The 22,581-nt window shown below is 43.0% G+C and carries 23 protein-coding genes; 6 read left to right on the forward strand and 17 right to left on the reverse strand.

Features of this window, described 5'->3' with window-relative positions; genetic code table 11:
• Positions 1–3: 3 nt before the first annotated feature.
• The 11 genes from nusB to R3D86_03030 all read right to left on the reverse strand — a co-directional run bounded on the left by nusB (position 4) and on the right by R3D86_03030 (position 9,440).
• Entirely contained in the window at positions 4–462 is a 459-nt protein-coding gene (gene nusB, locus R3D86_02980) for a transcription antitermination factor NusB (GenBank protein ID MEZ5757166.1), read from the reverse strand.
• Positions 462–893: a 6,7-dimethyl-8-ribityllumazine synthase gene (locus R3D86_02985; GenBank protein MEZ5757167.1), complete on the reverse strand. Its 432-nt coding sequence runs from the start codon at positions 891–893 to the stop codon at positions 462–464. Before R3D86_02985 ends, nusB begins: the two co-directional genes overlap by 1 nt.
• 4 nt (positions 894–897) lie before the next feature.
• Positions 898–2,034, reverse strand: a complete 1,137-nt coding sequence (gene ribB / locus R3D86_02990) for a 3,4-dihydroxy-2-butanone-4-phosphate synthase (protein ID MEZ5757168.1) — start codon at positions 2,032–2,034, stop codon at positions 898–900.
• A gap of 37 nt (positions 2,035–2,071) precedes the next feature.
• Complete coding sequence (locus R3D86_02995; protein MEZ5757169.1) at positions 2,072–2,668, reverse strand: riboflavin synthase; 597 nt, start codon at positions 2,666–2,668, stop codon at positions 2,072–2,074.
• Between the two features lie 7 nt (positions 2,669–2,675).
• The gene (ribD, locus tag R3D86_03000; GenBank protein MEZ5757170.1) at positions 2,676–3,791 is read right to left on the reverse strand and encodes a bifunctional diaminohydroxyphosphoribosylaminopyrimidine deaminase/5-amino-6-(5-phosphoribosylamino)uracil reductase RibD; all 1,116 of its coding nucleotides are present in this window, start codon (positions 3,789–3,791) and stop codon (positions 2,676–2,678) included.
• Positions 3,778–4,239, reverse strand: coding sequence for a transcriptional regulator NrdR (gene nrdR / locus R3D86_03005; protein ID MEZ5757171.1), 462 nt, complete (start codon positions 4,237–4,239; stop codon positions 3,778–3,780). The genes ribD and nrdR overlap by 14 nt, the downstream gene beginning before the upstream one ends.
• A gap of 18 nt (positions 4,240–4,257) precedes the next feature.
• On the reverse strand, positions 4,258–5,535 hold the full coding sequence (glyA, locus tag R3D86_03010) for a serine hydroxymethyltransferase (GenBank protein ID MEZ5757172.1): 1,278 nt from the start codon (positions 5,533–5,535) through the stop codon (positions 4,258–4,260).
• A 28-nt stretch (positions 5,536–5,563) separates the two neighbouring features.
• The gene (gene rpiB, locus R3D86_03015) at positions 5,564–5,998 is read right to left on the reverse strand and encodes a ribose 5-phosphate isomerase B (protein ID MEZ5757173.1); all 435 of its coding nucleotides are present in this window, start codon (positions 5,996–5,998) and stop codon (positions 5,564–5,566) included.
• 91 nt (positions 5,999–6,089) lie between these two features.
• Positions 6,090–7,250 (reverse strand): aminotransferase class I/II-fold pyridoxal phosphate-dependent enzyme, encoded by a 1,161-nt coding sequence (locus R3D86_03020; GenBank protein ID MEZ5757174.1) that lies wholly within the window; start codon positions 7,248–7,250, stop codon positions 6,090–6,092.
• A gap of 9 nt (positions 7,251–7,259) precedes the next feature.
• Entirely contained in the window at positions 7,260–8,231 is a 972-nt protein-coding gene (locus R3D86_03025; protein ID MEZ5757175.1) for a phosphotransferase, read from the reverse strand.
• A 42-nt stretch (positions 8,232–8,273) separates the two neighbouring features.
• The gene (locus R3D86_03030; protein MEZ5757176.1) at positions 8,274–9,440 is read right to left on the reverse strand and encodes a pyridoxal phosphate-dependent aminotransferase; all 1,167 of its coding nucleotides are present in this window, start codon (positions 9,438–9,440) and stop codon (positions 8,274–8,276) included.
• Between the two features lie 150 nt (positions 9,441–9,590).
• On the opposite strand from R3D86_03030, the gene R3D86_03035 reads away from it, so the two are divergent.
• On the forward strand, positions 9,591–10,817 hold the full coding sequence (locus tag R3D86_03035) for an aminotransferase class V-fold PLP-dependent enzyme (protein MEZ5757177.1): 1,227 nt from the start codon (positions 9,591–9,593) through the stop codon (positions 10,815–10,817).
• Here R3D86_03035 and R3D86_03040 read toward each other — a convergent pair.
• Entirely contained in the window at positions 10,814–12,130 is a 1,317-nt protein-coding gene (locus R3D86_03040; GenBank protein MEZ5757178.1) for an APC family permease, read from the reverse strand. The two genes, R3D86_03035 and R3D86_03040, sit on opposite strands and share 4 nt — an antisense overlap.
• A gap of 193 nt (positions 12,131–12,323) precedes the next feature.
• Here R3D86_03040 and R3D86_03045 point away from each other — a divergent pair, with 193 nt between their 5' ends.
• Positions 12,324–13,022, forward strand: a complete 699-nt coding sequence (locus tag R3D86_03045) for a methyltransferase domain-containing protein (GenBank protein ID MEZ5757179.1) — start codon at positions 12,324–12,326, stop codon at positions 13,020–13,022.
• Positions 13,023–13,077: 55 nt separating this feature from the next.
• Here the strand turns inward: R3D86_03045 and R3D86_03050 are convergent, their stop codons facing one another.
• A complete protein-coding gene (locus tag R3D86_03050) occupies positions 13,078–14,364 on the reverse strand; it encodes an O-acetylhomoserine aminocarboxypropyltransferase (protein ID MEZ5757180.1) in 1,287 nt (428 codons plus the stop codon).
• 581 nt (positions 14,365–14,945) lie between these two features.
• Between R3D86_03050 and R3D86_03055 the strand changes: the two genes are divergently transcribed.
• The 3 genes from R3D86_03055 to R3D86_03065 all read left to right on the forward strand — a co-directional run bounded on the left by R3D86_03055 (position 14,946) and on the right by R3D86_03065 (position 18,377).
• Positions 14,946–15,878 (forward strand): M20/M25/M40 family metallo-hydrolase, encoded by a 933-nt coding sequence (locus tag R3D86_03055; GenBank protein MEZ5757181.1) that lies wholly within the window; start codon positions 14,946–14,948, stop codon positions 15,876–15,878.
• A gap of 91 nt (positions 15,879–15,969) precedes the next feature.
• Positions 15,970–17,499 carry a hypothetical protein gene (locus R3D86_03060; protein ID MEZ5757182.1) on the forward strand — a complete coding sequence of 510 codons (1,530 nt, stop codon included), beginning with the start codon at positions 15,970–15,972 and terminating at the stop codon, positions 17,497–17,499.
• 689 nt (positions 17,500–18,188) lie between these two features.
• Positions 18,189–18,377, forward strand: coding sequence for a hypothetical protein (locus R3D86_03065; protein MEZ5757183.1), 189 nt, complete (start codon positions 18,189–18,191; stop codon positions 18,375–18,377).
• Between the two features lie 12 nt (positions 18,378–18,389).
• On the opposite strand, the gene R3D86_03070 is transcribed toward R3D86_03065, so the two are convergent.
• The 3 genes from R3D86_03070 to R3D86_03080 all read right to left on the reverse strand — a co-directional run bounded on the left by R3D86_03070 (position 18,390) and on the right by R3D86_03080 (position 20,505).
• Positions 18,390–18,572 carry a hypothetical protein gene (locus R3D86_03070; protein MEZ5757184.1) on the reverse strand — a complete coding sequence of 61 codons (183 nt, stop codon included), beginning with the start codon at positions 18,570–18,572 and terminating at the stop codon, positions 18,390–18,392.
• Positions 18,573–18,595: 23 nt separating this feature from the next.
• Positions 18,596–19,816, reverse strand: coding sequence for a 5-aminolevulinate synthase (gene hemA / locus R3D86_03075; GenBank protein MEZ5757185.1), 1,221 nt, complete (start codon positions 19,814–19,816; stop codon positions 18,596–18,598).
• A 170-nt stretch (positions 19,817–19,986) separates the two neighbouring features.
• Entirely contained in the window at positions 19,987–20,505 is a 519-nt protein-coding gene (locus tag R3D86_03080; protein ID MEZ5757186.1) for a MarR family transcriptional regulator, read from the reverse strand.
• A gap of 138 nt (positions 20,506–20,643) precedes the next feature.
• Between R3D86_03080 and hemB the strand changes: the two genes are divergently transcribed.
• The gene (gene hemB, locus R3D86_03085) at positions 20,644–21,639 is read left to right on the forward strand and encodes a porphobilinogen synthase (GenBank protein ID MEZ5757187.1); all 996 of its coding nucleotides are present in this window, start codon (positions 20,644–20,646) and stop codon (positions 21,637–21,639) included.
• A 14-nt stretch (positions 21,640–21,653) separates the two neighbouring features.
• Here the strand turns inward: hemB and motA are convergent, their stop codons facing one another.
• Entirely contained in the window at positions 21,654–22,529 is an 876-nt protein-coding gene (motA, locus tag R3D86_03090; protein ID MEZ5757188.1) for a flagellar motor stator protein MotA, read from the reverse strand.
• Positions 22,530–22,581: the final 52 nt, after the last annotated feature.

Genomic DNA, 22,581 nt, shown 5'->3' on the forward strand with positions numbered 1-22,581 from the left:
CGTCTATTCTCTCGTCAGTTTGGCAATTTTATCAAGAATTCCATTCACAAAGGCCGGGGTGGAATCATCAAAGAATGCTTTGGTAACATCAACATACTCATTGATTATCACATTGGTCGGCACATCCGGTCTGGCCAGAATTTCATATACACTTGATCTTATAACAGCACGCGCAACTGATTCAATTCGCTCAAGGCTCCAGCTGTCCGTTAGATTAGACGTAATCAAGTCATCAATTTCAGCAGATCGGCCATCAACGCCGGAAACAAGGTCTATAAAAAAAGCATTATCTGCTCTGGCAAACTGTTCATCATCAATGAGTTCCCCAAGACGATGATCAACAAATTCCTTAATCACAATCCGGCTGGGTGTACCGCTTGCCTCAATCTGATAAAGCGCCTGAACGGCAGCAAGACGTGCCGAGCTGCGCGCTCCGCCTTTTATTGACTTTTCTGTCGCCATCAGCGTTTTAGCCCGTATTGTTTTTTAAGTTCAATCATCCTTATTGCCGCATGTGTGACAGCAGCCCCCTTGTTATGTTTATCAACAGAACATCTCGCCCAGGCCTGATCCCCGTTTTCAACTGTTAATATTCCATAACCGATGGCCAATCTGTCCCTGACTGCCAGATCCTGTAACGCCCTTGCGCTTTCCTCACAGACATAATCATAGTGGGTTGTTTCGCCGCGAATGACGCAGCCAAGGGCGACATAGCCATCATAACCGTCAGGGCCATCAGCCGCGAACCTGATTGCCGCCGGAATTTCGAAAGCCCCTGGCACAGATATCCGGTCATATTCCGCTCCAACTTCATCAAGCACCTGAATTGCGCCTTTTACAAGTTCATCGGCAATATCCTCGTAAAACCGGGCTTCGACAATCAGCAGCTTCATCGTTTTATCCTTTTTTCTTTACAATCTGAAGGTCCAGAGCTTCATCAAATCTTTGATGCCCGATAATATTTAATCCATACCCTTCAATACCAATTACATTCTGTTCACTATCAGAAAGCAAAACAAAGTCCTTCACGCCCAGATCAAGGAGGATCTGCGCGCCAATGCCATAATTTTTGATATTAGGCGACTGTTTCTTCACTTTCTGATCTTTCTTTTCAATTTGGTCGGTAATATAGGTCTTCCGGTTTTCACGTAGAAAAACCAATACACCGCACTCTTCCTTGCCAAGCTCTTCCATGGCACGGTTAAACTGGCTTCTTCTCGGTCCCTTTTGCCCGAGCAAATCTTCAAAAATATTAAAGGAATGCATACGGACCAGAACTTTTTCAGCTGACTTCGGATCACCTTTTATGAGTGCAAAATGCTGAATGCCATCGTCTTTGGCAAGATAGGCTTTCATTAAAAATTTACCGCCAAATTCGCTATCAACCTTAGTGGTGTCAATGCACTGAACCAGATTATCATTGCGACGTCTGTAGGCAATCAGATCCGCAATCGTTGCCACCTTCAGATTATGTTTTCTGGCAAACTCAATCAAATCAGGAAGGCGCGCCATGGTGCCATCATCTTTCATAATTTCGCAGATGACACCCGCCGGGATTAAGCCGGCAAGGCGGGCCACATCAACGGCCGCTTCCGTATGACCGGCGCGAACAAGTACACCGCCCCTTTTGGCAACAATCGGAAAAACATGCCCGGGTGTTACAATATCATCTTTGCCTTTTGTCGGGTCAATGGCCACAGAAATTGTGTGGGCACGGTCAGCTGCTGATATACCGGTTGTTACCCCTTCCGCCGCTTCGATTGAAGTTGTAAAGGCCGTCTGATGTCTTGTGGCATTTTTCTGGGACATCATTGAAAGCCCCAGATCTTCCGACCGACGCGCCGTCAGGGCCAGGCAGACAAGCCCTCGACCGTGAGTGGCCATAAAATTGATCGCATCCGGCGTTGCCATTTGTGCGGGGATAATCAAATCCCCTTCATTTTCACGGTCCTCATCATCAACAAGGATGAACATCCGCCCGTTTTTTGCGTCTTCAAGAACATCTTCAATGGAGGATAGGAAATTTTTCGGCATATTATTCTCTAAATTTTTTATTGGTATGTCTGATAAATTATAAATCGCGCATTCTTGCGACATATCGCGCCAGAATATCAATCTCTATATTCACCCGGTCACCCGGTTTGATTTCTGAAAATGTTGTTTTTTCCTGGGTATGGGGAATGATATTGATACAAAATAAGGTTTGGTCAGCTTCATCAGTAACTTTATTGACTGTCAGCGATGCGCCATTGATCGTAATAGACCCTTTTTCCGCGACAAAATTCTTTAGCTTATGCGGAAGACTGAATGTAAATTTCTTGCTGTCCCCTTCCGGTTCAACGGATATAACTTCGCCGACACAGTCCACATGTCCTGTAACAAGATGACCGCCTAATTCTTCACCAACTTTCAGGGCACGTTCAAGATTGACGCGGTTTCCATTGGTCCAATCACCAAGTGTGGTGCAGGAAAGCGTTTCATTAGAAACATCGACACTGAACCAGTCATCCCCTTTATCAACAACCGTCAGGCAAACACCTGAACAGGCTATAGACGCACCAAATTCTATAGTGGACGTATCATAAGCCGTGCTGATTACAATACGGGTATCACCGCTTTTCTTAATCCCGGTCACTTTGCCAATATCGGTAATTATTCCAGTAAACATTTTTTACCTAACGTTTTATCCTAAATTCCTGCCAGTGATCGGGAGGGGTCTCCCCTTCATCCACAAGCGATAAATTAAGGTATTTTCCAAGATTTTCTATGGGAATATCATATAACGCATCAACGCCTGTTTCACCAATAGAATCTTCAGATTTAAACCATAGCAGACGGTCTACCAGACTTGCCCGGATCAGGGAAGCATTAAGTTTGGCTCCACCTTCTGCCAATAGTCTTGTAATGCCTTCACCACTTAGCACTTCCATTACCTGACCAATATTAACCCGCCCCATTTCATCCTTTTCGATACAGAAAATTTTAGCGCCCCGTTTTTCCAGTTCAGCATATTTTTTTGTATCCGAAACGGTGGTCATGATCCAGAGCGGAATTTCCTCCGCCGATTTACAAAGTTTACTATGTGGCTTTATCCTTAAATGGCTATCTAGTACCACCCGAATTGGTGAGCGATTTTCAAGTCCGTTAATTCGACAATCCAGCGTTGGATCGTCAGTCATTACAGTATCAATCCCGACCATAATAGCATCATGAGTGGCCCGATAAAGATGCCCGCGTTTTCGTGATAATGGTCCGGTCACCCAATATTGCTCCCCTTCAGCTTTGGCAATTTTACCGTCTTTTGTACTGGCTATCTTTACTGTAATCAGCGGTCTTCTTTCCTTAATCCTCTGAAAAAATCCCTGATTGACATAATCCGCTTCTTCCTGCAAAAGTCCTAATTGAACTTCAATTCCGGCTTCTTCTAGCATTCTAATCCCATTGCCATTTACCCGAGGGTCCGGGTCACCGGTGGCGACAATGACTTTTGCCACTTTGGCATTAATAAACGCCTGGGCGCAGGGCGGCGTTTTTCCATGATGAGAGCAGGGTTCAAGGGTAACATAAGCAACCGAATTTTCAGCATTTCCTGCAAACTCAAGTGCATTTTGTTCCGCATGTGGACGCCCGCCCGCCCCTGTCCAGCCACGACCGATTATGTGGCCATTTCTGACGAGGACACAGCCGACTGATGGATTTGGAAAAACTATGCCAAGACCGCGCCTTGAAAGATCAAGCGCAATCTTCATATAAGCCTTGTCCTGCTCTGAAAAATATTCAGCTTTCTTCATGATCAGCAATCTCGCTGACGAAATGTTCAAAATCGCTGGCTTCACGGAAATTTTTATATACCGATGCAAACCGGACATAGGCAACAGTATCCAGTTGCTTCAATCCTTCCATGATTAATTTCCCTATGGTCGTTGAAGGAATTTCACTTTCCCCCATACTTTCCAATTGTCGGACGACACCACTAACCATTCTTTCGACTTGTTCTTCTGCAACCGGTCGTTTCCTGATTGCCATATCCACTGACCGCTCAAGTTTGGAACGATCAAATGGTACTTTTTTGCCGGATGTTTTAAGCACGGTCAGCTCACGAAGCTGAACACGTTCGAACGTTGTAAAGCGCGCCCCGCAGCCGCCACAGGAACGGCGGCGCCTGATCGCAGAATTATCCTCGGTCGGTCGACTGTCCTTTACCTGGGTATCTTCATTACCGCAAAATGGGCACCGCATTTCATTTCCTCTTAAAAATTAATATATCGGGAATTTGTCACAAAGTGCGATTACTTTTTCCCTCACTGCTGCTTCCGCTGCGCTGTTATCTTCTGGATTTTTTGCAAGCCCGTCAAGAATTTCAAGAATATAATCCCCAACCAGTTCAAATTCTGCTTCTTTAAAGCCCCGTGTTGTGCCAGCAGGTGTTCCCACCCGGATACCGGAAGTAATCATTGGTTTTTCCGGGTCAAACGGTACACCATTTTTATTGCAGGTAATATTGGCGCGTCCCAGTGAATTATCCGCATCACGTCCTGTCAGTCCTTTCGGACGAAGATCAACCAGTATTACATGGGTGTCCGTCCCGCCGGAAACAATATCGCAGCCGCCAGATTTTAGTTTGGCTGCCAATGCGTGGGCATTTGATTTTACCTGAGCGGCATACTGTTTGAATTCCGGCGTCAACGCCTCACCAAAAGCCACAGCCTTTGCCGCAATAACATGCATAAGCGGCCCACCCTGAAGACCAGGGAAAACCGCGCTGTTAATTTTTTTGCCAAGCTCCAGATCATTAGTCAGGATCATACCACCGCGCGGGCCACGCAGGGTCTTATGGGTTGTGGTTGTCACAACATGAGCATGCTCAAGCGGGCTTGGATGAACACCACCTGCCACCAAGCCGGCGAAATGAGCCATATCAACCATTAAGTAAGCACCGACACTGTCAGCAATTTCGCGCATTTTTTTAAAATCGATTTCCCGTGGGTAGGCAGACCCGCCAGCAATGATAATTTTTGGATTATGTTCTTTTGCCAGACTTTCAATCTGATCCAAATCCATCAGATGATTATCGCGGCGCACTCCATACTGAATGGCATTAAACCACTTTCCTGATTGTGCGGGTGGCGCACCATGGGTTAGGTGTCCTCCGGCATCAAGTGACATTCCAAGAATAGTATCCCCCGGCTTGGCAAGAGCCATCATCACGGCGCCATTGGCCTGAGCACCGGAATGGGGCTGAACATTGGCAAATTCACAATTAAATAGTTTTTTGGCCCGCTCAATCGCCAGATTTTCGGCAATATCAACATACTCACACCCACCGTAATAACGACGACCGGGATATCCTTCCGCATATTTATTGGTCATGATTGAGCCTTGCGCTTCCATTACCGCGCGGCTGACAATATTTTCAGAGGCAATCAGCTCAATATGGCTTTGCTGCCTCCCCATTTCCAGATCAATACTTTCCAGAATTTCAGGGTCTGCTTCGCTTAAGGGTGCATTAAAAAATGAATCTAAATATGATGACATTTGTAAGGGCCTTTAATAATAAAAAAAATTAGGACATTAGTTCAATTCGACGTTGATGGCGTCCACCATCAAAATCAGTTTCAAGGAAAATTTTAAGACAGTCTTTTGCCACATCAACACCAGTTGTCCGCCCACCCAGGACGATGACATTGGCATTATTATGGTGTCTGGAAAGTTGCGCGGTCAACCCGTCATGAACGAGTGCTGCGCGCACATGCCTGTGGCGGTTTGCCGCTATGCTGATACCGATACCGGAACCACAAATAAGGACACCACGTTCAGCCGATTTATTAAGGAGTGTTGCCGCCATTTTATTTGCATAATCGGGGTAATCCACCGAGTCATTATTATAACAGCCAAGATCTAGAATCCCATAACCCAGGTGCTCTAATTCAGTTTTCAGAATTTCTTTTAAATCAAAACCGCCATGATCACTGGCAATTGCAATAACTTCATCTGACATCCGGCACCCTCACATTCATCGAAGCGATTATCAATAACAACCGCTTCATAACATACATGATTATTAGATGAAATAAAAAAGGCGGGATAATTTATGAAAGCTGGCTTCGCCACTCTTCCTGATGAGCTTCGACAAATCGGGTGAGCGCATCAAGAGCTTTTGGCATAATGGCCTCGCCATAACCAATACGAAAATAGTCACTATATAGATTTTCATCGGAAAAGACATAAGCGGGCTTTATTGAGATTCCATGTTCCGCCAATTGTTCGCCAAGCTCATTGGAACTAAAAGGACCTTTAAATTTCATATAGGCAATGGCCCCGGCAACTGGTCTCACCCATTCAAAAAACTCATGATATTTTTCGACAAACCGATCCAGAAGGGCGACATTCTGTCTGATAATTTTTAAATTCCGCTTTAAAATATAATCACTAGCGCGAAGTGTCATTATCGCCTGAATTTCACTGGCGCGACTTGGGCAGGCCGTGGCAAAATACATTGTATCAATAATTTTTTGCTTTAAGTCCGGGTCCTGCATTGCTAGCCAGCCGATGGTTATGCCGCATCCACCCCACGGCTTTGAAAGGGTAACAGCACTTATACCCTTTTCATATAAATCGGCCATGGCCGGCAGTCTGTTTTTTTCATCATGCTCCAGCAAGCGGTAAACTTCATCAGACAATATATAAATGCCGTTTTTTTCTGCAATTTCCTTTAAACGCGCTTGAGTCTCGCGGCTCATCAATGTTCCGGCCGGGTTATAGGGTTCATTAAAAACCATATATCTGGTATTTGGCTTTATTGCTGCTTCCACCTGACCCGTGTCAATCTGCCAGCCATTTTCCGGATCAAGTCTGATTTTTGTAATCTCACCTCCCGCATGAAGGGGTGCCTGCTGAACGGACTGATAAGCGGGTGTAAAGACAATGGAATGGCAAGTTTCATCAACTATTGCATTGGCGGCTGTCTGCAAAGCCACCTGAGCGCCCGGAAAAACAACAATATTTTCCGGACCAATTTCCGGGCCGTATAGTCCCGCTATTTCCTCCCTCAGATCGAGGCTGCCGCCATTGGGGGTATAGGTCAGAATATGGTGCTGATATTGCTCAACAATATCCTCATCGCCCCGCTCCAGTGACAGTTTGATCAGCTCACCACTGGTGAGTGGCTCGGCAAAGGAATTGGACAGATTAAACGGAGTATTTGCCGTCACCCTTTTATGCTTTTTTGACCATGGTTCTCTGTATGTCATTAATCAATGCTACCCTAGTATATAGTTTTCGTCTTCCAGTTTCTTTAAAAGCATTCTGGCCGGTTTTTGCGAAATCAGAATATAGTCATTTTCCGGAAACATTTTTGCGCTATGGGAAGTCATTGTAATATTGGTGACAAGCCGCATGGCCATCAGATCATATAAAATTTCCTGCTCTATCGGTTCAAGCGGAAATTCTTTGACATACCCGTCAATGATATTGCATGCTGCCATATCAATATCTTCTTCATTTAAAAGACTGTAGGCAAGGGTAATGGCAAGTTCATTGACCTGACTGGCATACTGCATTTCTCCAAAATCGATTAGCCCGGCTATTTTTTCGGGACTTTCCGGATTAATGAGAAAATTTTGCTCATTGGCATCACTGTGGATAACCGCTTTGCGAAGCTCAGGCAATCTTGGCAGTATATTTTTTTCATAATTGTTATAAAGCCGTTCAATCCGGTCACGGGCATCAAGGTCATCAACTTCCGGCAGATATTTTTTGCAGGCGATGACATTATCCAGCTTCCAGTATTTATCCGACCCATCGGTGCCATCATAGGGAAAGCTCTCCATCGCTTTTGAAAACTGGCCCAGAAAACGTCCGATATCATTATAAAGTTCAGGGCTTCTATCCATATTTGCCAGAATATTGCCCTCAAGATAGGTCAGAAGCCGAACCGCAAAACCATCAATAATCGTCATGGTTTTCCCATTTTTGGTTTTAACCGCTTCCGGGAAGGCCAGATCAGGGACAGTTAATTTTAAATGATCCAGAATATCAGTCTGCATCTGAAGGAATTCCCTGCTCCACCGTTTATTGGCAATTTTAAGGACATAGCGGCCATGTGCCGTTTTAATCCGGGCGTTTTGATCTTCAAAGGAAACGAGCGGTTTAATTTCCCCCTCAAGACCATAAAGCTCTTTGGCGATCCGGGCGATTTTCTCATCACTAAAATTGGGAACCTGATCTTGCATATTTTTTCTATAATTTAACGCTTCACTATATAATTTATTGGTTTATGATCGGGGAAATCCCCAACTTTCTCGCCTTTCATCAACGAATTCCTTAAATGCCTCTAACGCAGCGGGCATTGTCCGGCGGCTAAACCCGATACGGAAATATTGTTTAAGATCATCATCGCAATCAAATATTGACGACGGGAACACCAAAATCCCCTGCTCAAGCAGTTCCTTGGCCAGTTGATCCGACGTTAGCGGCCCCTTGAATTTGACAAACCCTGTACCACCAGCCTGTGGGGGCATCCATTCAAACAGGTCATAATTTTCCGCAAAAAAATCTTCGAGCAGAACAAGATTTTCTTTGATGATATTCATATTTTTTTCAACGATCTTCTCGCGCACACGAAGAACCATCATTGCCTGTATTTCACCGGCACGGGCAAAACAAACCGCGAAAATATGCTGTGCCTTGCGCAGTTTTTCAATGATATCCTTATTCTTACAGGCGACCCAGCCAATACAGGTACCTCCGGCACCAAAGGGCTTGGCCATTGTGCCTAGGGCAATGCCATTTTCCGACAGTTCAGCAACTGACGCAGACCGCAATGCGGGATCAAGCTCAAGCAATCGGTAAACTTCATCAGAAAATAACAGAATATTATGTCGTTCGGCCAGTTCAACCAGTTCTTTTTTGGTTTTCTCTCTCATCAGTGACCCTGAAGGATTATGCGGATCATTAAAAACAATATATTTTGTATTACCACGAATGGCTGCTTCGATGGCTGCCACATCAATCTGCCAGTTATTTTTAGGGCTTAGAGTCACTCGCGTAAAATCACTTCCGGCAATTTTGATACCCTCTTCAAGGGACTGATAGCTGGGCGTAATAACAATTGAATGATCCCCCGGACGAAGAAGCGACAATGTGGTCAAAGTCATACCCGTTTGAGCACCCGGGAAAACGACGATATTATCAGCACCAATTTCGGGCCCATAAAGGGTTGCCAGTTCTTGCCTTAGATCAAGGCTGCCGCTATTCTCCGCATAGCCAAGGGAATGATCATTATAAAGATCAATAAGATCCTGATCCCCGTTTTTCTCGGCAAGTTCAATCAGTTCCTTATGGGAAAGCGGTTCTGATGAAGAAGCATAGAAACGGTGTTTTATCCCGAACGTTTTTACAAGCAGCTCTTCTGACCTTATCGGACTGTCTAACAGATGCATAAATTTCCCCTCTGCTCATTCTTATTAACCGGGCCATCCTGTAGAAATAGTTTCATAATGTCCAGACAGAAATCATCAAGTCGTGTGACATTTTAAAATTAATTGGCTATGGTGCTTTTTATATCACTATTCTCGTTTTAGGAGACTTAAATGAAGATTACCCGCCGAGGCCTGATTAAAACAACGACTGTTTTACCAATCGCCAGCATGGCACTGGCACAGGCCAGTAATATTGCAACAGCCACCCCTACTCTTCCCGATAAAGAATCATTTGAAAAAATGGGGTTTACCTATCTGAACAATGCCTCACAGCATCCGATCAGTTTTAAGTCCAGTGCAGAGGCGGAAACATATCTTGCAAAACGCCGGCTTAACCCGAAAGCCCCAAAAGGCCTTCATGACAGCAATATTCCGCTTGAAAATTTTGCCAAACTGATAAACGCGGATTTTGATGAAGTGGCCTATGTTCAAAGCACGTCCGCCGGGGAACAGATGATTGCCCGTGGACTGGGCTTTCCTGAAAGTGGTGGACATATTATTACCGATGAATTTCATTTTCACCCTTCGCTCATTATGTATGACTGGATGGCCCATAACGGTATGGATGTCACCCGCATTGAAGGGAAAAATAATCGTATTGACCTGAATGATATTAAAGCGGCTTTAAGGCCAGATACCAAACTGATCGCCTTGTCACTGGTTGCTATGGAGACAGGATTTAAACACGACCTTAAAGCCGTCTGTGAAATTGCCCATAAAAACGGAACACTTGTTTACGCAGATATGGTACAGGCAGCAGGTACGGTCCCCATTGATGTTAAGGACTGCGGAATCGATTTTGCCGCCTGTTCAAGTTACAAATGGCTGATGGGTGATTTTGGCACCGGTTTTATCTTTGCCAGTAAAGCGGCGCAAAGCCGCCTTAGGCGAACCAATTTCGGATATTTCGGTCTTAACACATCAAACGAAGGAAAGGCAGCAGAAGAGGCCAAGGAAAATTATGGTTTCCCAAAAAGTGCTTCCGGACTTTTTGCTATTGGCACCCGATCCTTCAGCGGCGTTGCGATCCTGAAACAGTCCCTTGCCTATATATTGGAGATGGGCGTCGAAAATATACACGCCTATTCAAAAAATATGACTGACCATTTAAAGGCGGAATTACCAAAAATGGGATATAATGTGATCACCCCCAATGACAGCGACGGGCCGATGGTTGTGGTTTCCCTTGAAAATGCAGATAAAATATTAAAGCCAAGAATGGATGCCGCAAATATTCAGATTGCGCTTTATCCTGACCGTTTACGCATTTCACCATCGGTCTTTAATGATATGGCTGATATTGACAAACTACTGAGGGCAATGAAAGGAGCGGTTTAGTTTTCCTGACAGGCCCTGACATGTTTTTGTCGGATGGATATATAGCCAATGATCAACACAACATAACCGGCAAGCATAAACCAGCCGGTATTGCCGATAAAATCCCATGAGGAATAGATTCCATAACCATAAATCACAACAGCAATCATCGGGAATAGCTTGGTTGCCCAGATCGGTAATCTGAACGGGGCATTTTTATAGGCTTCCGGATTACGATTGGACAGATTAAAGAGCGCAACAACAGGAAACAGACCAAAAATTGCCCCCACAGCATTGCCAAGTATTGACACATATTCAAGACTGAGCCCCGTCAGGATCGGCGTAATGCCGACAATAAAAAAGACAGTCAGATAAATATAGGGCGTGCCATATTTATTTTTTGCCGCCAGCTTTATTGGCAGCCAACCGTCCTCCGTCGCCATATAAAGCCCGCGTGTGCACCAGGCAAAAATAGCGTTTAAAGACGTTACAAGAGAAATCATAATACCACCGCCGATAAAGGCAATATAAACGGGCGGTGAAAAAACAACCTCTGCCGTTGCCGCCAGATTTTTTCCCAATACTTCCTCAAGCGGGAGCACGCCTGTCGCGACAATGGCAATCCCAATATAAAGTATCACTACCAGAAGCAGTGAAAGCCCCATCACCAGTGGGATCGTTTTTCCGGGATTTTCCATTTCGCCGCCAAACTCAGAAACAAATTCTGACCCAATCAGGCTGAGACGAAGCAGGAATGCTGCTGCAAAAAAACCGCCGAAGCCATTCGGGAATACATCATTCCCTGACCCATAATGGCTATAATCTTCAATATGACCAAAGCCAGAAAGAATATAAAAAATCAGTGATCCAACAAGCACCAGAACCATAATGCTTTGAAAGCGGGCGGCAGTCTTGATTCCGAATAAATTGGCCAGATAACAAAGCACAATAATAAAAGCGGCCGTAAAGGTCAGGTTAATGCCCGGAAAAAGTTCCGAAGCATATTCGGCAAAGCCGATCGCAAAACTGGCCAGAATAACCTGCCCCGAAATCAGTAGTGACAGATAAAGAAAAGAAGTCTTTGGCCCCAGAAAATCACGCACATAGGTATAATTTCCCCCCGTATTGGGTACGGCTGACCCCAAGGCGGCAATACAAATAGTTGGGATAGCAACAATTGCCAACGCAAATATAAAGGCCCATGGCGCACCATAGCCGGTCATACCGATGCTTATTCCGGTCAACACCACCACTCCGGTCCCGATAATCTGACCCAGTGATATACCCATCAGATCCCAGAACCCCAGCAGTTTTTTTGATGATCCTTCTGACATGCCCATCCTTCTTGTTATTTTTTAGTCAGTTTAGCGAAAAAAACCGCCCTTGCATCTTTTATTTCCCTATTTTGTAAAGAATTCTTACCAATTTTAGACTTACCTTATTTTTTTCAATCACCCTACTTGATCTTTATATTTAAACTATTATTTTTATTGTTATACTATAACAAAATAAAATACAGGGCAGGTCATGACATCTGAAAAATCACCAACTCATTTTGGCACAGAACACGCAAAAAAATATGACAAGCAGTGGGAAAAGACGGCCCCGTTAAAGGAGGCAATGCATCTATCGATACGCCTTGTATTGGGTGAGCTTCCGGAAAATGCCAACATACTGTGTATAGGGGTCGGTACGGGCGATGAACTTTTATATCTGGCCGATGCCTTTCCTGGCTGGAAATTTACCCTTGTTGAGCCTGCCGCCGCTATGCTGGATATCTGTAAAGAACGGGCAAAGAAAAATAATATAGACAATCGCTGCATTTTTCATGAAGGCTATATTGAAACTCTGCCCGCAACTGAACCATTTCATGCGGCAACAGCACTGCTGGTTTCCCAGTTTCTGGTAAACCCAATTGACCGAAAAAAATTCTTCTCTAAAGTGGCGTCCCTCCTCCATAAGGGTGGCTATATGATCAATGCCGACCTTTCAGCCGATATGTCATCCGAAGACTTTAAACCGCTATATGAAGTATGGGTCCGTATGTGGAAATATGCTGGCATAAACGACGAACAAGTCAAAAATATTTCGAAAAGCTGGGGAAAAGATGTCGCCATCAGCCCCAAAGATGAAATTGAGCAAATGATCGTGGAGAGCGGTTTTGGAAAACCAAATTTATTCTATCAGGCCCTATTTATTCATGCGTGGTTTTCAAGGGCAAAATAAAAATAAAGGCCACATCGGTTACAGTGCGGCCTTTATCAAATTTTGATAATTTCTATCAGCTGTTTATTGCCTGATCCAGATCAGCAATGATGTCCTCTACATCCTCAATCCCGATTGAAAGACGGATAACATCGGGTCCCGCCCCGGCGGCAATTTGCCCTGCTTCATCAAGCTGGCGATGGGTTGTTGATGCCGGATGGATAATCAGACTGCGTGCATCACCGATATTGGCAAGATGGGTGAATAATTTTACCGTTTCAACCATTTTTACCCCGGCGACATAGCCCCCTTTCAAACCGAGCGTCATCACGGCCCCGGCACCTTTTGGCATATATTTCTGCTGTAATGAGTGATAAGGATTATCGCTAAGTCCCGCATAAGAAACCCATGAAATTTTATCATGCGCCTTTAAATGTTTGGCGACTGCAAGTGCATTATCGCAGTGACGCTGCATACGAAGTGGCAATGTTTCAATACCGTTTAAAATATAAAATGAATTTTGCGGTGACAGGCACTGACCTATGTCACGCAGTGAAAGCACTCGGCAGGAAATAGCAAAAGCGATATTGCCCATTGCCGGGCCAAAGACATCCCCAAGCACCATGCCATGATAGCTGGAACAGGGCTGTGATAAAGTCGGATATTTATCGTCTTTCATCCAGTCGAATTTACCGCTGTCAACAATGACGCCGCCCATGCTGTTACCGTGACCGCCTAGAAATTTAGTCAGGCTGTGGACAACAATATCTGCCCCATGTTCAATTGGCCGGCAGAGATATGGTGTCGCAAGAGTGTTATCAACAACAAATACAATCCCGGCTTCTTTGGCGACTTTTGCAATACCGGCAAGGTCGGTGACTATCCCACCAGGATTGGCCAGGCTTTCAACAAATATTGCTTTGACTTTTGAATTCAGAGCCGCTTTGAAATTTTCCGGTTTTGGATCAACAAATGTTGTTTTCCAGCCGAACTTCTTAAAACTGGTGCCCATTTGTGTTATTGAACCGCCATAAAGCTTGTTGGATGCCAAAATTTCATCACCGGGCTCAAGCAGCATATGAAAAACGGTAAATTGCGCTGCGTGCCCGCTTGATACAGCAAGAGCCGCTACCCCGCCTTCAAGCGCTGCCATTCGTTCTTCCAATACACCTGTTGTCGGGTTCATCAGGCGGGTATAAATATTTCCAAATTCTTTTAAGTTAAATAAATTGGCCGCATGTTCGGTATTGTTAAATTTATAGGCGGTTGTTTGATAAATAGGGGTCGCACAAGCGCCAGTGGTTGGATCCGGATTTTGTCCTGCGTGAAGCGCCAGGGTTGAAAATTTATAATTGTCTGACATAGCTTATTCCTTATTGTTCATTTATGGGCCGTAGAATTTGTAACACACAAAAAATTCAATTCCAATCGGCTTTCTGTAATCAAAATAGTAAATGGGAGAATATGCTAAGCCGTTGACATAATTTAAATATATTTATACGTTTTATTTTAATTATTATCTTCAAAAAAAAGAGACACACTATATTTAACAAGTCCGTAAAGTTCATTCTATTTGTCCTGATCCAACGGCTCTCCCTTCTCGCTGTTCTGGTATGTGGGTTTGATTCCTATGCTGTTTCGCAGGAGATAACTTCTTCTGATATTCCAGCGACAGAATTATCAGGCCACCCGCTTTTTGCAAAGGATGAAACAGCACGCGCCTATCAAATTATTAGCAGTCAAAAACAAAACCCACGAAATTATAGTAAAGAGCAACTGACTACATTACAGAATCAACTGGTTAAACTGACATCTGATCTGGTTTCAATCCCGTCTTACTCAACTAACCTGGAAACCTGTCTCGCGATCACAGATTATGTGGAAAATCTTTTTAGAGGCAGCGGATATATCATCCGGCGTTTTGAAAAAAATGGTGCCCAATCCATGGTCATAAGCAAAAAGGATGGCTTTGATTATGATCTTATTTTTTTGGGCCACCTGGATGTGGTCGATAATCCGGATCTTAGTTCCTATACGCCTAAAGTGATCGGCAATACCCTGCATGGCCGGGGAATCAGCGACATGAAGGCGGCTACGGCCGGTATGATCCAGCTTTTTCTGGACAATAGCCAAAATCCCCAATTTGAAAATTATGCCCTTGTCATGACGACAGATGAACAAATCGGCGGCTTTAACGGCACCGCCCATTTAATTGAGGATTATGGCTTAAAAGCCAAAGTCGTGTTTAACCCGGATGGCGGACATCCATTAAACCCGTCAATTTCTGAAAAAGGGATTTTGCAGATTAAACTGACAGCCACCGGAAAAGCTGCCCATGGGTCCCGCCCGTGGGAAGGCATGTCCGCCATTGACCTGCTTAATGATGATATAGAGCGGGTGAAACAGCAGTTTTCTTATGGGGATATTGACCATCAGGGCAATATTACTTTCAACCTGGGCACCATAAAGGGTGGGGAAGCCACCAATGCAGTCCCGGCAATGGCTGAAGCCACCATTGACTTACGCTATCCACCGACATTAACGGTGAGCGTTATTGAGGAAAAAATCAGAAACGCCCTGAAAAATTCAAAACTGGAAATTATCAACAGTGCAGACCCAGTCAGTATTGAACCGGATGATGAAGCGCTTCTTGACCTTATGCGTGCTCTCCTGAAACAGGGACGCATTCCCAGTCTGATGCATGAAACGGGTGGCTGTGACGCCCGCTGGTTTACACCGCAAGGCAGCAGCATTCTACTCATGCGCCTGGAAGGCACAGGCGGCCTGATCGATGATGAATATGTCACCATTACCGGACTTTCCAATTATTATCTGGTGATGGAAAATTTCCTTGATGAAATTGCCGATAATTTTTAAAGAAGCTCGCCCCCTTCCCTTCATTGCAAACACTTATACTGCTTGCTATTATTAAAATCAGAACATTTTAGAAATCAGAAGGGGGGCTTCTGTGAGAAAAAAAATTAAACTGATGTCAGTATTATTGTCTCTGGCAATTTTGCTTATATTTTTTCCAGATAATTTTTCATATAGTCAAAATTTCAGAAACGATAAGAACGATATTCATTTAATGAAGATGACCGAATTACAACAAAAAATAAAAGAATTAGAAGAACTTGGTTTTTTCTATGTGGATTATGAAAATTATATTGATGCCAATCCAAAGAATGATTTATCAGACGAAAAAATTGAAATTGCAAATGCCAATATAGAGTTTATTGAGAAAAATTTTCCCGGACTTTCTTTTGAAATTTCGAATGCTAGCCAAAACCAGTTAAACATCCTTTCTAAATTAACATCACTCATGGACCTAGCAATTTGGAACAGCGATGTTAATAACTTGAAAGCATTATCAAATAATCCTTATTTGGAATATCTGCATCTTTATAAGCTCAAAAATATAAACCTTGAAGATCTTTCTATAATTAAATCCCTAAAAAATCTTAATATAGATAAAAGCAATATCATAAACTTAAGCTCATTAAATCAAATGACTAGTATAGAAAGCCTGAGCTTTGTTGATACTGTGCCAATTAATATCAATCTATTACTAGACCTACCCAATCTAAATAGTCTGAGAGTGCAAAATACTAAAATTGAAAACCAATCATCACTTAAAAAGCTAAAGAATTTAAAGAGCCTAATTCTTGAGAGTACAAACTATTCAAATTTCAACGATTTAAAAAATTTAAAAAAACTTGAGCGTTTATATATTAGTAAAAGTGATATTTCAGACTTAACCCCAATTAGTGAACTCACTGAGTTACAGGATTTGGCTTTAACATATACCAAAGTCGACGATTTAAGCCCGCTAAGTAACCTTAATAAATTAAGATATATTTCCCTATACAGGTCATGGGTTGAAGATATCTCTCCTTTATCAAAACTTAAAAATTTACATTCACCTGATATCAGGGATACCAGAGTTAAGGATGTATCTTCACTTGAAAACCATCAATCTACGATTTTCGAAAAGCGCAGAATTGATATACGAGCTGTCCGACAAAACGTTACATCAAAAATTGAAAAGATAAAAAAAACATATCCTGTTCCTTTTTATCCTGAACGCCCAATTGGTTTAATTTTATCCTCCGACAATGATGGGTTATTAATTTTAAAACCGGAAAACACCCTTTTCAATGACCATGACCTTAAGTCCAATATGTCTGAAATAAACAAGCAATTAATGAACCATCCTGATTTACTGCTCGATTTATCAGAAACATTTGTCAGTGATTTATCGCCCTTATCATCACTTCATAATTTAAAAAAACTCAATGTCGCTAGAACACCTATTAATGATCTATCGCCTTTAAGCGCACTTATTAATCTTATAGAACTCGATGTATCAGGCAGATTAAGTCTTGATGTATATAAAAATCCGGATGGTACAAATCCAGGAACCATAGTAATCCAGGCAGACATGGATAGTGATGAATTTACCTCAATATTAAAAGATAAGAATGTAAAATTGATATAAATGAACTTAGAAAACGGTTTAATATTGACAAGGGTCCAGAAAATTACAGCCGCTTTACAAGAGACAGGAATGTCGGAGATGCAGTAATAGACAGGGCATATGATGATATTACACCACTTTCAAATCTGAAAAATCTGGAAAAACTTACTCTGACATTTACCCAAATAGACAATATTAAGGTATTAAAAAATTTAACAAAATTAAAATTTCTCAATATTAGTAATAGTTATATATCCAGTTTATCACCACTTAGAAAATTAACTGAACTTAAGTATCTAAATGTAAGTGCGACAGATATAATTGATTTAAATGGCCTAGAAAGTCTGGAAAAATTAGAATATCTTGAAATCGCTGATACTCTGGTAAAAGATTTGTCTCCGATAAAAAAACTGAAAACACTGAAATATCTAAATATTTGGGAAACACTGGTTTATGATACTTCGGCAATAGACACCTTATTTAAAGATGGCCTAATAATTACAGATGTCTATTAAGCTATTAATTTAACAATAAATATAATTCAGTTTGTGTTCAGCTTACTCTGTCATTATCGAAGAAGGTTTCACTTATTAAGCGAGAAACAAATGAAAAATATATACAGATATTTAGCTTCAATAATTTTATTGTTTCTGACCGCATGCGGGGGTGGGTTTTCAGGGCAATACCGCGCCATGCAAGGAGCTGTCGTCATGGATTTCAGACCTGATGGCAGGGTAAGTCAATCAATGATCGGCAGCAGATTTGCAGAATTTGATTATGAAAAAAAAGGTGATGAAATAAAAATATTTGTCGCTCCCGGTATTGCCCAGATTTATAAACTTCAAAGTGATGATGTGCTGATAGGCCCAGGCGGCGTAACATTGGTTAAAAAACGCTGAAAAATCTAGGACTTAAGCCTGTTCTTTTTTCAAAACATACAGCATTTTATTGATAGCGGCTTTACTGAGCTGATCGCGTGAAAGATTGGCCGGGCCGATGGTGGACACCTCCCGTCCCGTTTTCGGGTCAACGCAGGTCACCTTGACAGAGTTTCCCATGGCAATGAATTCAATGATAAATTCATTTTCGTCCATGGTCCGGGCCCTTTCGCTTAAATTTATGCCGCTCTGGAATATTTATCGATATCCAGGCGCTGCCATACTTCCCTTAAAGATTTTACCAGATGATCGATCATGTCATCATCATGAAGCGGGTTTGGCGCAAATCGAAGCCGTTCCGTACCCCGCGGCACTGTCGGGAAATTGATCGGCTGAACATAGATGCCATATTCATCAAGCAGTATATCAGACGCTTTTTTGCAGATAACCGGATTTCCAACCAGAACCGGGACAATATGGCTATCAGACGGCATCACCGGCAGATTGGCTTCACGCAGTTTTTCTTTTAACCTTGCCGCACGCTGCTGATGAATTTTCCGCTCAACATTTGATTTTTTAAGATGGCGTACACTTGCAAGTGCGCCGGCTGTCAGGGCTGGAGGCAATGACGTCGTAAAAATAAAGCCAGACGCAAAACTGCGAACACAATCGACAATGTTTTTTGAGGCCGTAATATACCCCCCCATAAGACCAAATGCCTTACCCAAAGTGCCTTCGATAATATCAACACGGTCCATAAGGCCACGCTGTTCAGCAACACCGCCACCGCGCGGGCCATACATACCGACCGCATGAACCTCGTCCATATAGGTCATGGTATTATATTTATCGGCCAGATCGCAGAATTCCTCAATCGGCGCGAAATCGCCATCCATTGAATAAACAGACTCGAACAATATAATCTTCGGAAGTGCCGGATCATCGGCTTTTATGAGCTCTTCAAGATGCTCAACACTATTATGCCTGAAAATTCGTTTCTGGCATTTCCCATTAAGAACGCCGCTGATCATGGATGCATGATTAAGCTCATCCGAATAAATAATGCAGCCAGGCAATAGTTTTGCAATTGTCGAAATTGACGTTTCATTGGAAATATAGCCGGAGGTAAAAAGAAGCCCTGCTTCCTTATGATGAAGATCCGCCAGTTCTTCCTCAAGCATCACATGATAATGATGAGTGCCACTGATATTACGGGTACCACCCGAACCGGTACCAACCTTGTCTATCGCTTCCTTCATGGCATTGATGACATCGGGATGCTGTCCCATACCCAGATAGTCATTACTGCACCAGACGACAATTTCCTTTTCGCCGTTTTCAGTATGCCAGGTTGCTTTCGGGAATTCGCCGTTTTTACGCTCGATATCCATAAATACACGGTATCGGCCTTCTTCTTTAATATCACTTAAAGCTGACGAAAATATTTGGTCGTAATTCATTACTATAATTCCAGCTTGTTCCATTCGCTTTGTCGTACCTTAGTTTATTTGACAAAGGAAGGAAAAAATACACTTTTCAATAACTGGCAGTTTATTAGTTTAAAAACCAAATTTCAAATGACATATGTCAAAAAAATCAATCTTTGCGCTTTTAAATTGGACATTTTTCCCTATTCGCCGGAAAAACGAAGCATATCGGTCCAGAAACTTTCAAGAGATCTCAGTCTGTCACGCAGTTCCGTTACCCCCTGATCCGTGAACAGATTCTGGTCGCGAACAAGGTCAAGATTTTCATCAAACAGTTCACCGACAAGATTACATACTGATTTTCCGCTGTCCGAAAGCCAGATCCTTAAGGCACGGCGGTCATGTTCAGAACGTTCCTGACGGATATAACCCGCTTCAACAAGTTTCTTTAAATTATAAGATACGTTTGAGCCAAGATAATAACCACGATTTCTTAGATCTCCGGCTGTAATTTCATGATCTCCGATATTATAAAGCAAGAGAGCCTGAACAGAGTTGATATCGCTCATCCCTTTTAAATCAAGACGATGCTTGACAATATCAAGCATTCTTCTGTGAAGACGCTCAATCAGTCTCAGACACTCAAGAAAATTATGTCTTGTTCTTGTTTCCTGAGTTTCGTGGCCACCGATCAGATTACTGCTGTGATGTGTAAGTGACATCCTAATATCCTATTATTTATAAATATATTTTGCTTTATTTACTCACGTTATATAACAACATACCTAACAAGCTGTTAAAAATTTGTTTACAAATAATTAATAGTTTAAAATTAGTGGAAAATAATTCCGGAGCAGTAAATGATCAGTGGTTCCTTCCCCAATAGTCGTCCCCGGCGCAACCGAAAATTTGCCTGGTCCCGTGACCTTGTTCGTGAAAATACCTTATCGGTAAAGGATCTGATCTGGCCGCTCTTTATCCAGGAAGGAAAAAATACGGCGACTGATGTCTCTTCTATGCCCGGCGTTCAACGTCTGACAATAGATTTAGCCGTTGAAAATGCAGCAAAAGCAATGGAACTGGGAATTCCGGCAATTGCCCTTTTTCCGCAAACGCCTGAAGAATTAAAATGTGAGGAAGGCTACGAGGCGATAAATCCTGAAAACCTTATCTGCCGCACAGTCCGCGCCATAAAAGAGCAGGTTCCGGATATTGGTATAATCTGCGATGTCGCCCTTGATCCATACACCTCACACGGTCAGGACGGCCTGATCAGGGACGGCTATGTTGATAATGATCTGACAATAGATGCACTGGTTAATCAGGCCCTTGTTCAGGTAAAAGCCGGATGCGATATCATCGCCCCCTCCGATATGATGGACGGGCGTATCGCCGCCATCCGCCAAATGCTTGAAAAAAAGAAATATTTCAATGTCGGGATCATGTCTTATGCCGCAAAATATGCATCAGCCTTTTATGGGCCGTTCCGCGATGCCGTCGGGTCATCATCCAATCTGAAAAGCAGCAAGGAAACCTATCAGATGGATCCGGCCAACAGCGATGAAGCCATCCGTGAAGTGATCATGGATATTGATGAAGGGGCTGACAGTATCATTATCAAACCAGGTATGCCCTATTTAGATATAATTGAGCGGGTCACCCGGGAACTTAACTTTCCGACATTTGCGTATCAGGTCAGTGGCGAATATGCCATGATCCATGCAGCAGCGGCCAATGGCTGGCTTGATCTTGATAAGGCTATGATGGAAAGTCTTCTTGCTTTTAAACGTGCCGGTGCCAGTGGTATCTGGACCTACTTTGCACCCGTCGTCGCTGAAAAGCTCAAACACATATAAATTATTGAATGAAATCAGGAAAAGACGTCGTTTGGTATTTCCTGCAACAATTCATCAAGATCATAAAATGAAGGCTGGAATTCACCTGGCACGGCTTTTCGGCCGATTTCTGCAGCAATTTGCGGGGCACTGCCATGTAGATGCGCAATGATGAAATCTTTTGCAACTCCAAAAAAATGACCTTCTTCATCAATGATCTGCTGCAATCTGCTCGCAAGCGGTGCAGCCATTGTATAGGAAATCAAAATACCCAGAAACGTACCCACAAGCGCACCGCCGATCAAAGCGCCCAGGATTTCAACAGGCTGATCAATTGATGACATTGTATTGATAACGCCGAGAACCGCGGCCACAATACCCAGTGCAGGAAAAGCTTCCGCAACCACAGCAAGAGCATGGGCCCCTTCGCTTTCCTCATGGTGATGTTTTTCAAGCTCTTTAAGCATGACATCTTCCATCTGGTTTGGATCATCAAAGTTCATGGTTGTCATGCGGAAATAATCACAAATAAAATCAACTACATGATGATCATCTTTTACTTTTCCGACATGGTTAAAAATCTTACTTTCACCTGGATTCTCAATATGAGCTTCCAGTGCAATAACCCCTTTGGTCTTAATCAGTTTTGAAAGCATGAAAAGCAGACATAAAAGATCGCTGTAATCCTGCGTCTTCCATTTTGATCCTTTAATGGCTTTGCCGAAGCCTTTACCGGCTTTTTTCATGATTGATCCACTGTTCCCCGTAATGAATGAACCAATCGCGGCACCACCAATAACCATAGCTTCCGTTGGGAGCGCATGAAAGATAACAGCCATATTACCGCCATGGACAATAAAGCCGCCAAATACCATTCCCAGTGTGACTACAATACCAACAATAACCAGCATTAAAATAACCTTTATTTTTTATAGTTACCCATAGTTATAGTTAAAGGTTATT

It is taken from the genome of Emcibacteraceae bacterium (genome assembly GCA_041396985.1).
GTDB lineage: Bacteria > Pseudomonadota > Alphaproteobacteria > Sphingomonadales > Emcibacteraceae > Pseudemcibacter.

Coding starts and splice junctions, on each gene's coding strand:
- nusB (MEZ5757166.1), bottom strand. CDS start 462: ATGGCGACAGAAAAGTCAATAAAAGGCGGAGCGCGCAGCTCGGCACGT.
- R3D86_02985 (MEZ5757167.1), bottom strand. CDS start 893: ATGAAGCTGCTGATTGTCGAAGCCCGGTTTTACGAGGATATTGCCGAT.
- ribB (MEZ5757168.1), bottom strand. CDS start 2,034: ATGCCGAAAAATTTCCTATCCTCCATTGAAGATGTTCTTGAAGACGCA.
- R3D86_02995 (MEZ5757169.1), bottom strand. CDS start 2,668: ATGTTTACTGGAATAATTACCGATATTGGCAAAGTGACCGGGATTAAG.
- ribD (MEZ5757170.1), bottom strand. CDS start 3,791: ATGAAGAAAGCTGAATATTTTTCAGAGCAGGACAAGGCTTATATGAAG.
- nrdR (MEZ5757171.1), bottom strand. CDS start 4,239: ATGCGGTGCCCATTTTGCGGTAATGAAGATACCCAGGTAAAGGACAGT.
- glyA (MEZ5757172.1), bottom strand. CDS start 5,535: ATGTCATCATATTTAGATTCATTTTTTAATGCACCCTTAAGCGAAGCA.
- rpiB (MEZ5757173.1), bottom strand. CDS start 5,998: ATGTCAGATGAAGTTATTGCAATTGCCAGTGATCATGGCGGTTTTGAT.
- R3D86_03020 (MEZ5757174.1), bottom strand. CDS start 7,250: ATGACATACAGAGAACCATGGTCAAAAAAGCATAAAAGGGTGACGGCA.
- R3D86_03025 (MEZ5757175.1), bottom strand. CDS start 8,231: ATGCAAGATCAGGTTCCCAATTTTAGTGATGAGAAAATCGCCCGGATC.
- R3D86_03030 (MEZ5757176.1), bottom strand. CDS start 9,440: ATGCATCTGTTAGACAGTCCGATAAGGTCAGAAGAGCTGCTTGTAAAA.
- R3D86_03035 (MEZ5757177.1), top strand. CDS start 9,591: ATGAAGATTACCCGCCGAGGCCTGATTAAAACAACGACTGTTTTACCA.
- R3D86_03040 (MEZ5757178.1), bottom strand. CDS start 12,130: ATGTCAGAAGGATCATCAAAAAAACTGCTGGGGTTCTGGGATCTGATG.
- R3D86_03045 (MEZ5757179.1), top strand. CDS start 12,324: ATGACATCTGAAAAATCACCAACTCATTTTGGCACAGAACACGCAAAA.
- R3D86_03050 (MEZ5757180.1), bottom strand. CDS start 14,364: ATGTCAGACAATTATAAATTTTCAACCCTGGCGCTTCACGCAGGACAA.
- R3D86_03055 (MEZ5757181.1), top strand. CDS start 14,946: ATGGTCATAAGCAAAAAGGATGGCTTTGATTATGATCTTATTTTTTTG.
- R3D86_03065 (MEZ5757183.1), top strand. CDS start 18,189: ATGGATTTCAGACCTGATGGCAGGGTAAGTCAATCAATGATCGGCAGC.
- R3D86_03070 (MEZ5757184.1), bottom strand. CDS start 18,572: ATGGACGAAAATGAATTTATCATTGAATTCATTGCCATGGGAAACTCT.
- hemA (MEZ5757185.1), bottom strand. CDS start 19,816: ATGAATTACGACCAAATATTTTCGTCAGCTTTAAGTGATATTAAAGAA.
- R3D86_03080 (MEZ5757186.1), bottom strand. CDS start 20,505: ATGTCACTTACACATCACAGCAGTAATCTGATCGGTGGCCACGAAACT.
- hemB (MEZ5757187.1), top strand. CDS start 20,644: ATGATCAGTGGTTCCTTCCCCAATAGTCGTCCCCGGCGCAACCGAAAA.
- motA (MEZ5757188.1), bottom strand. CDS start 22,529: ATGCTGGTTATTGTTGGTATTGTAGTCACACTGGGAATGGTATTTGGC.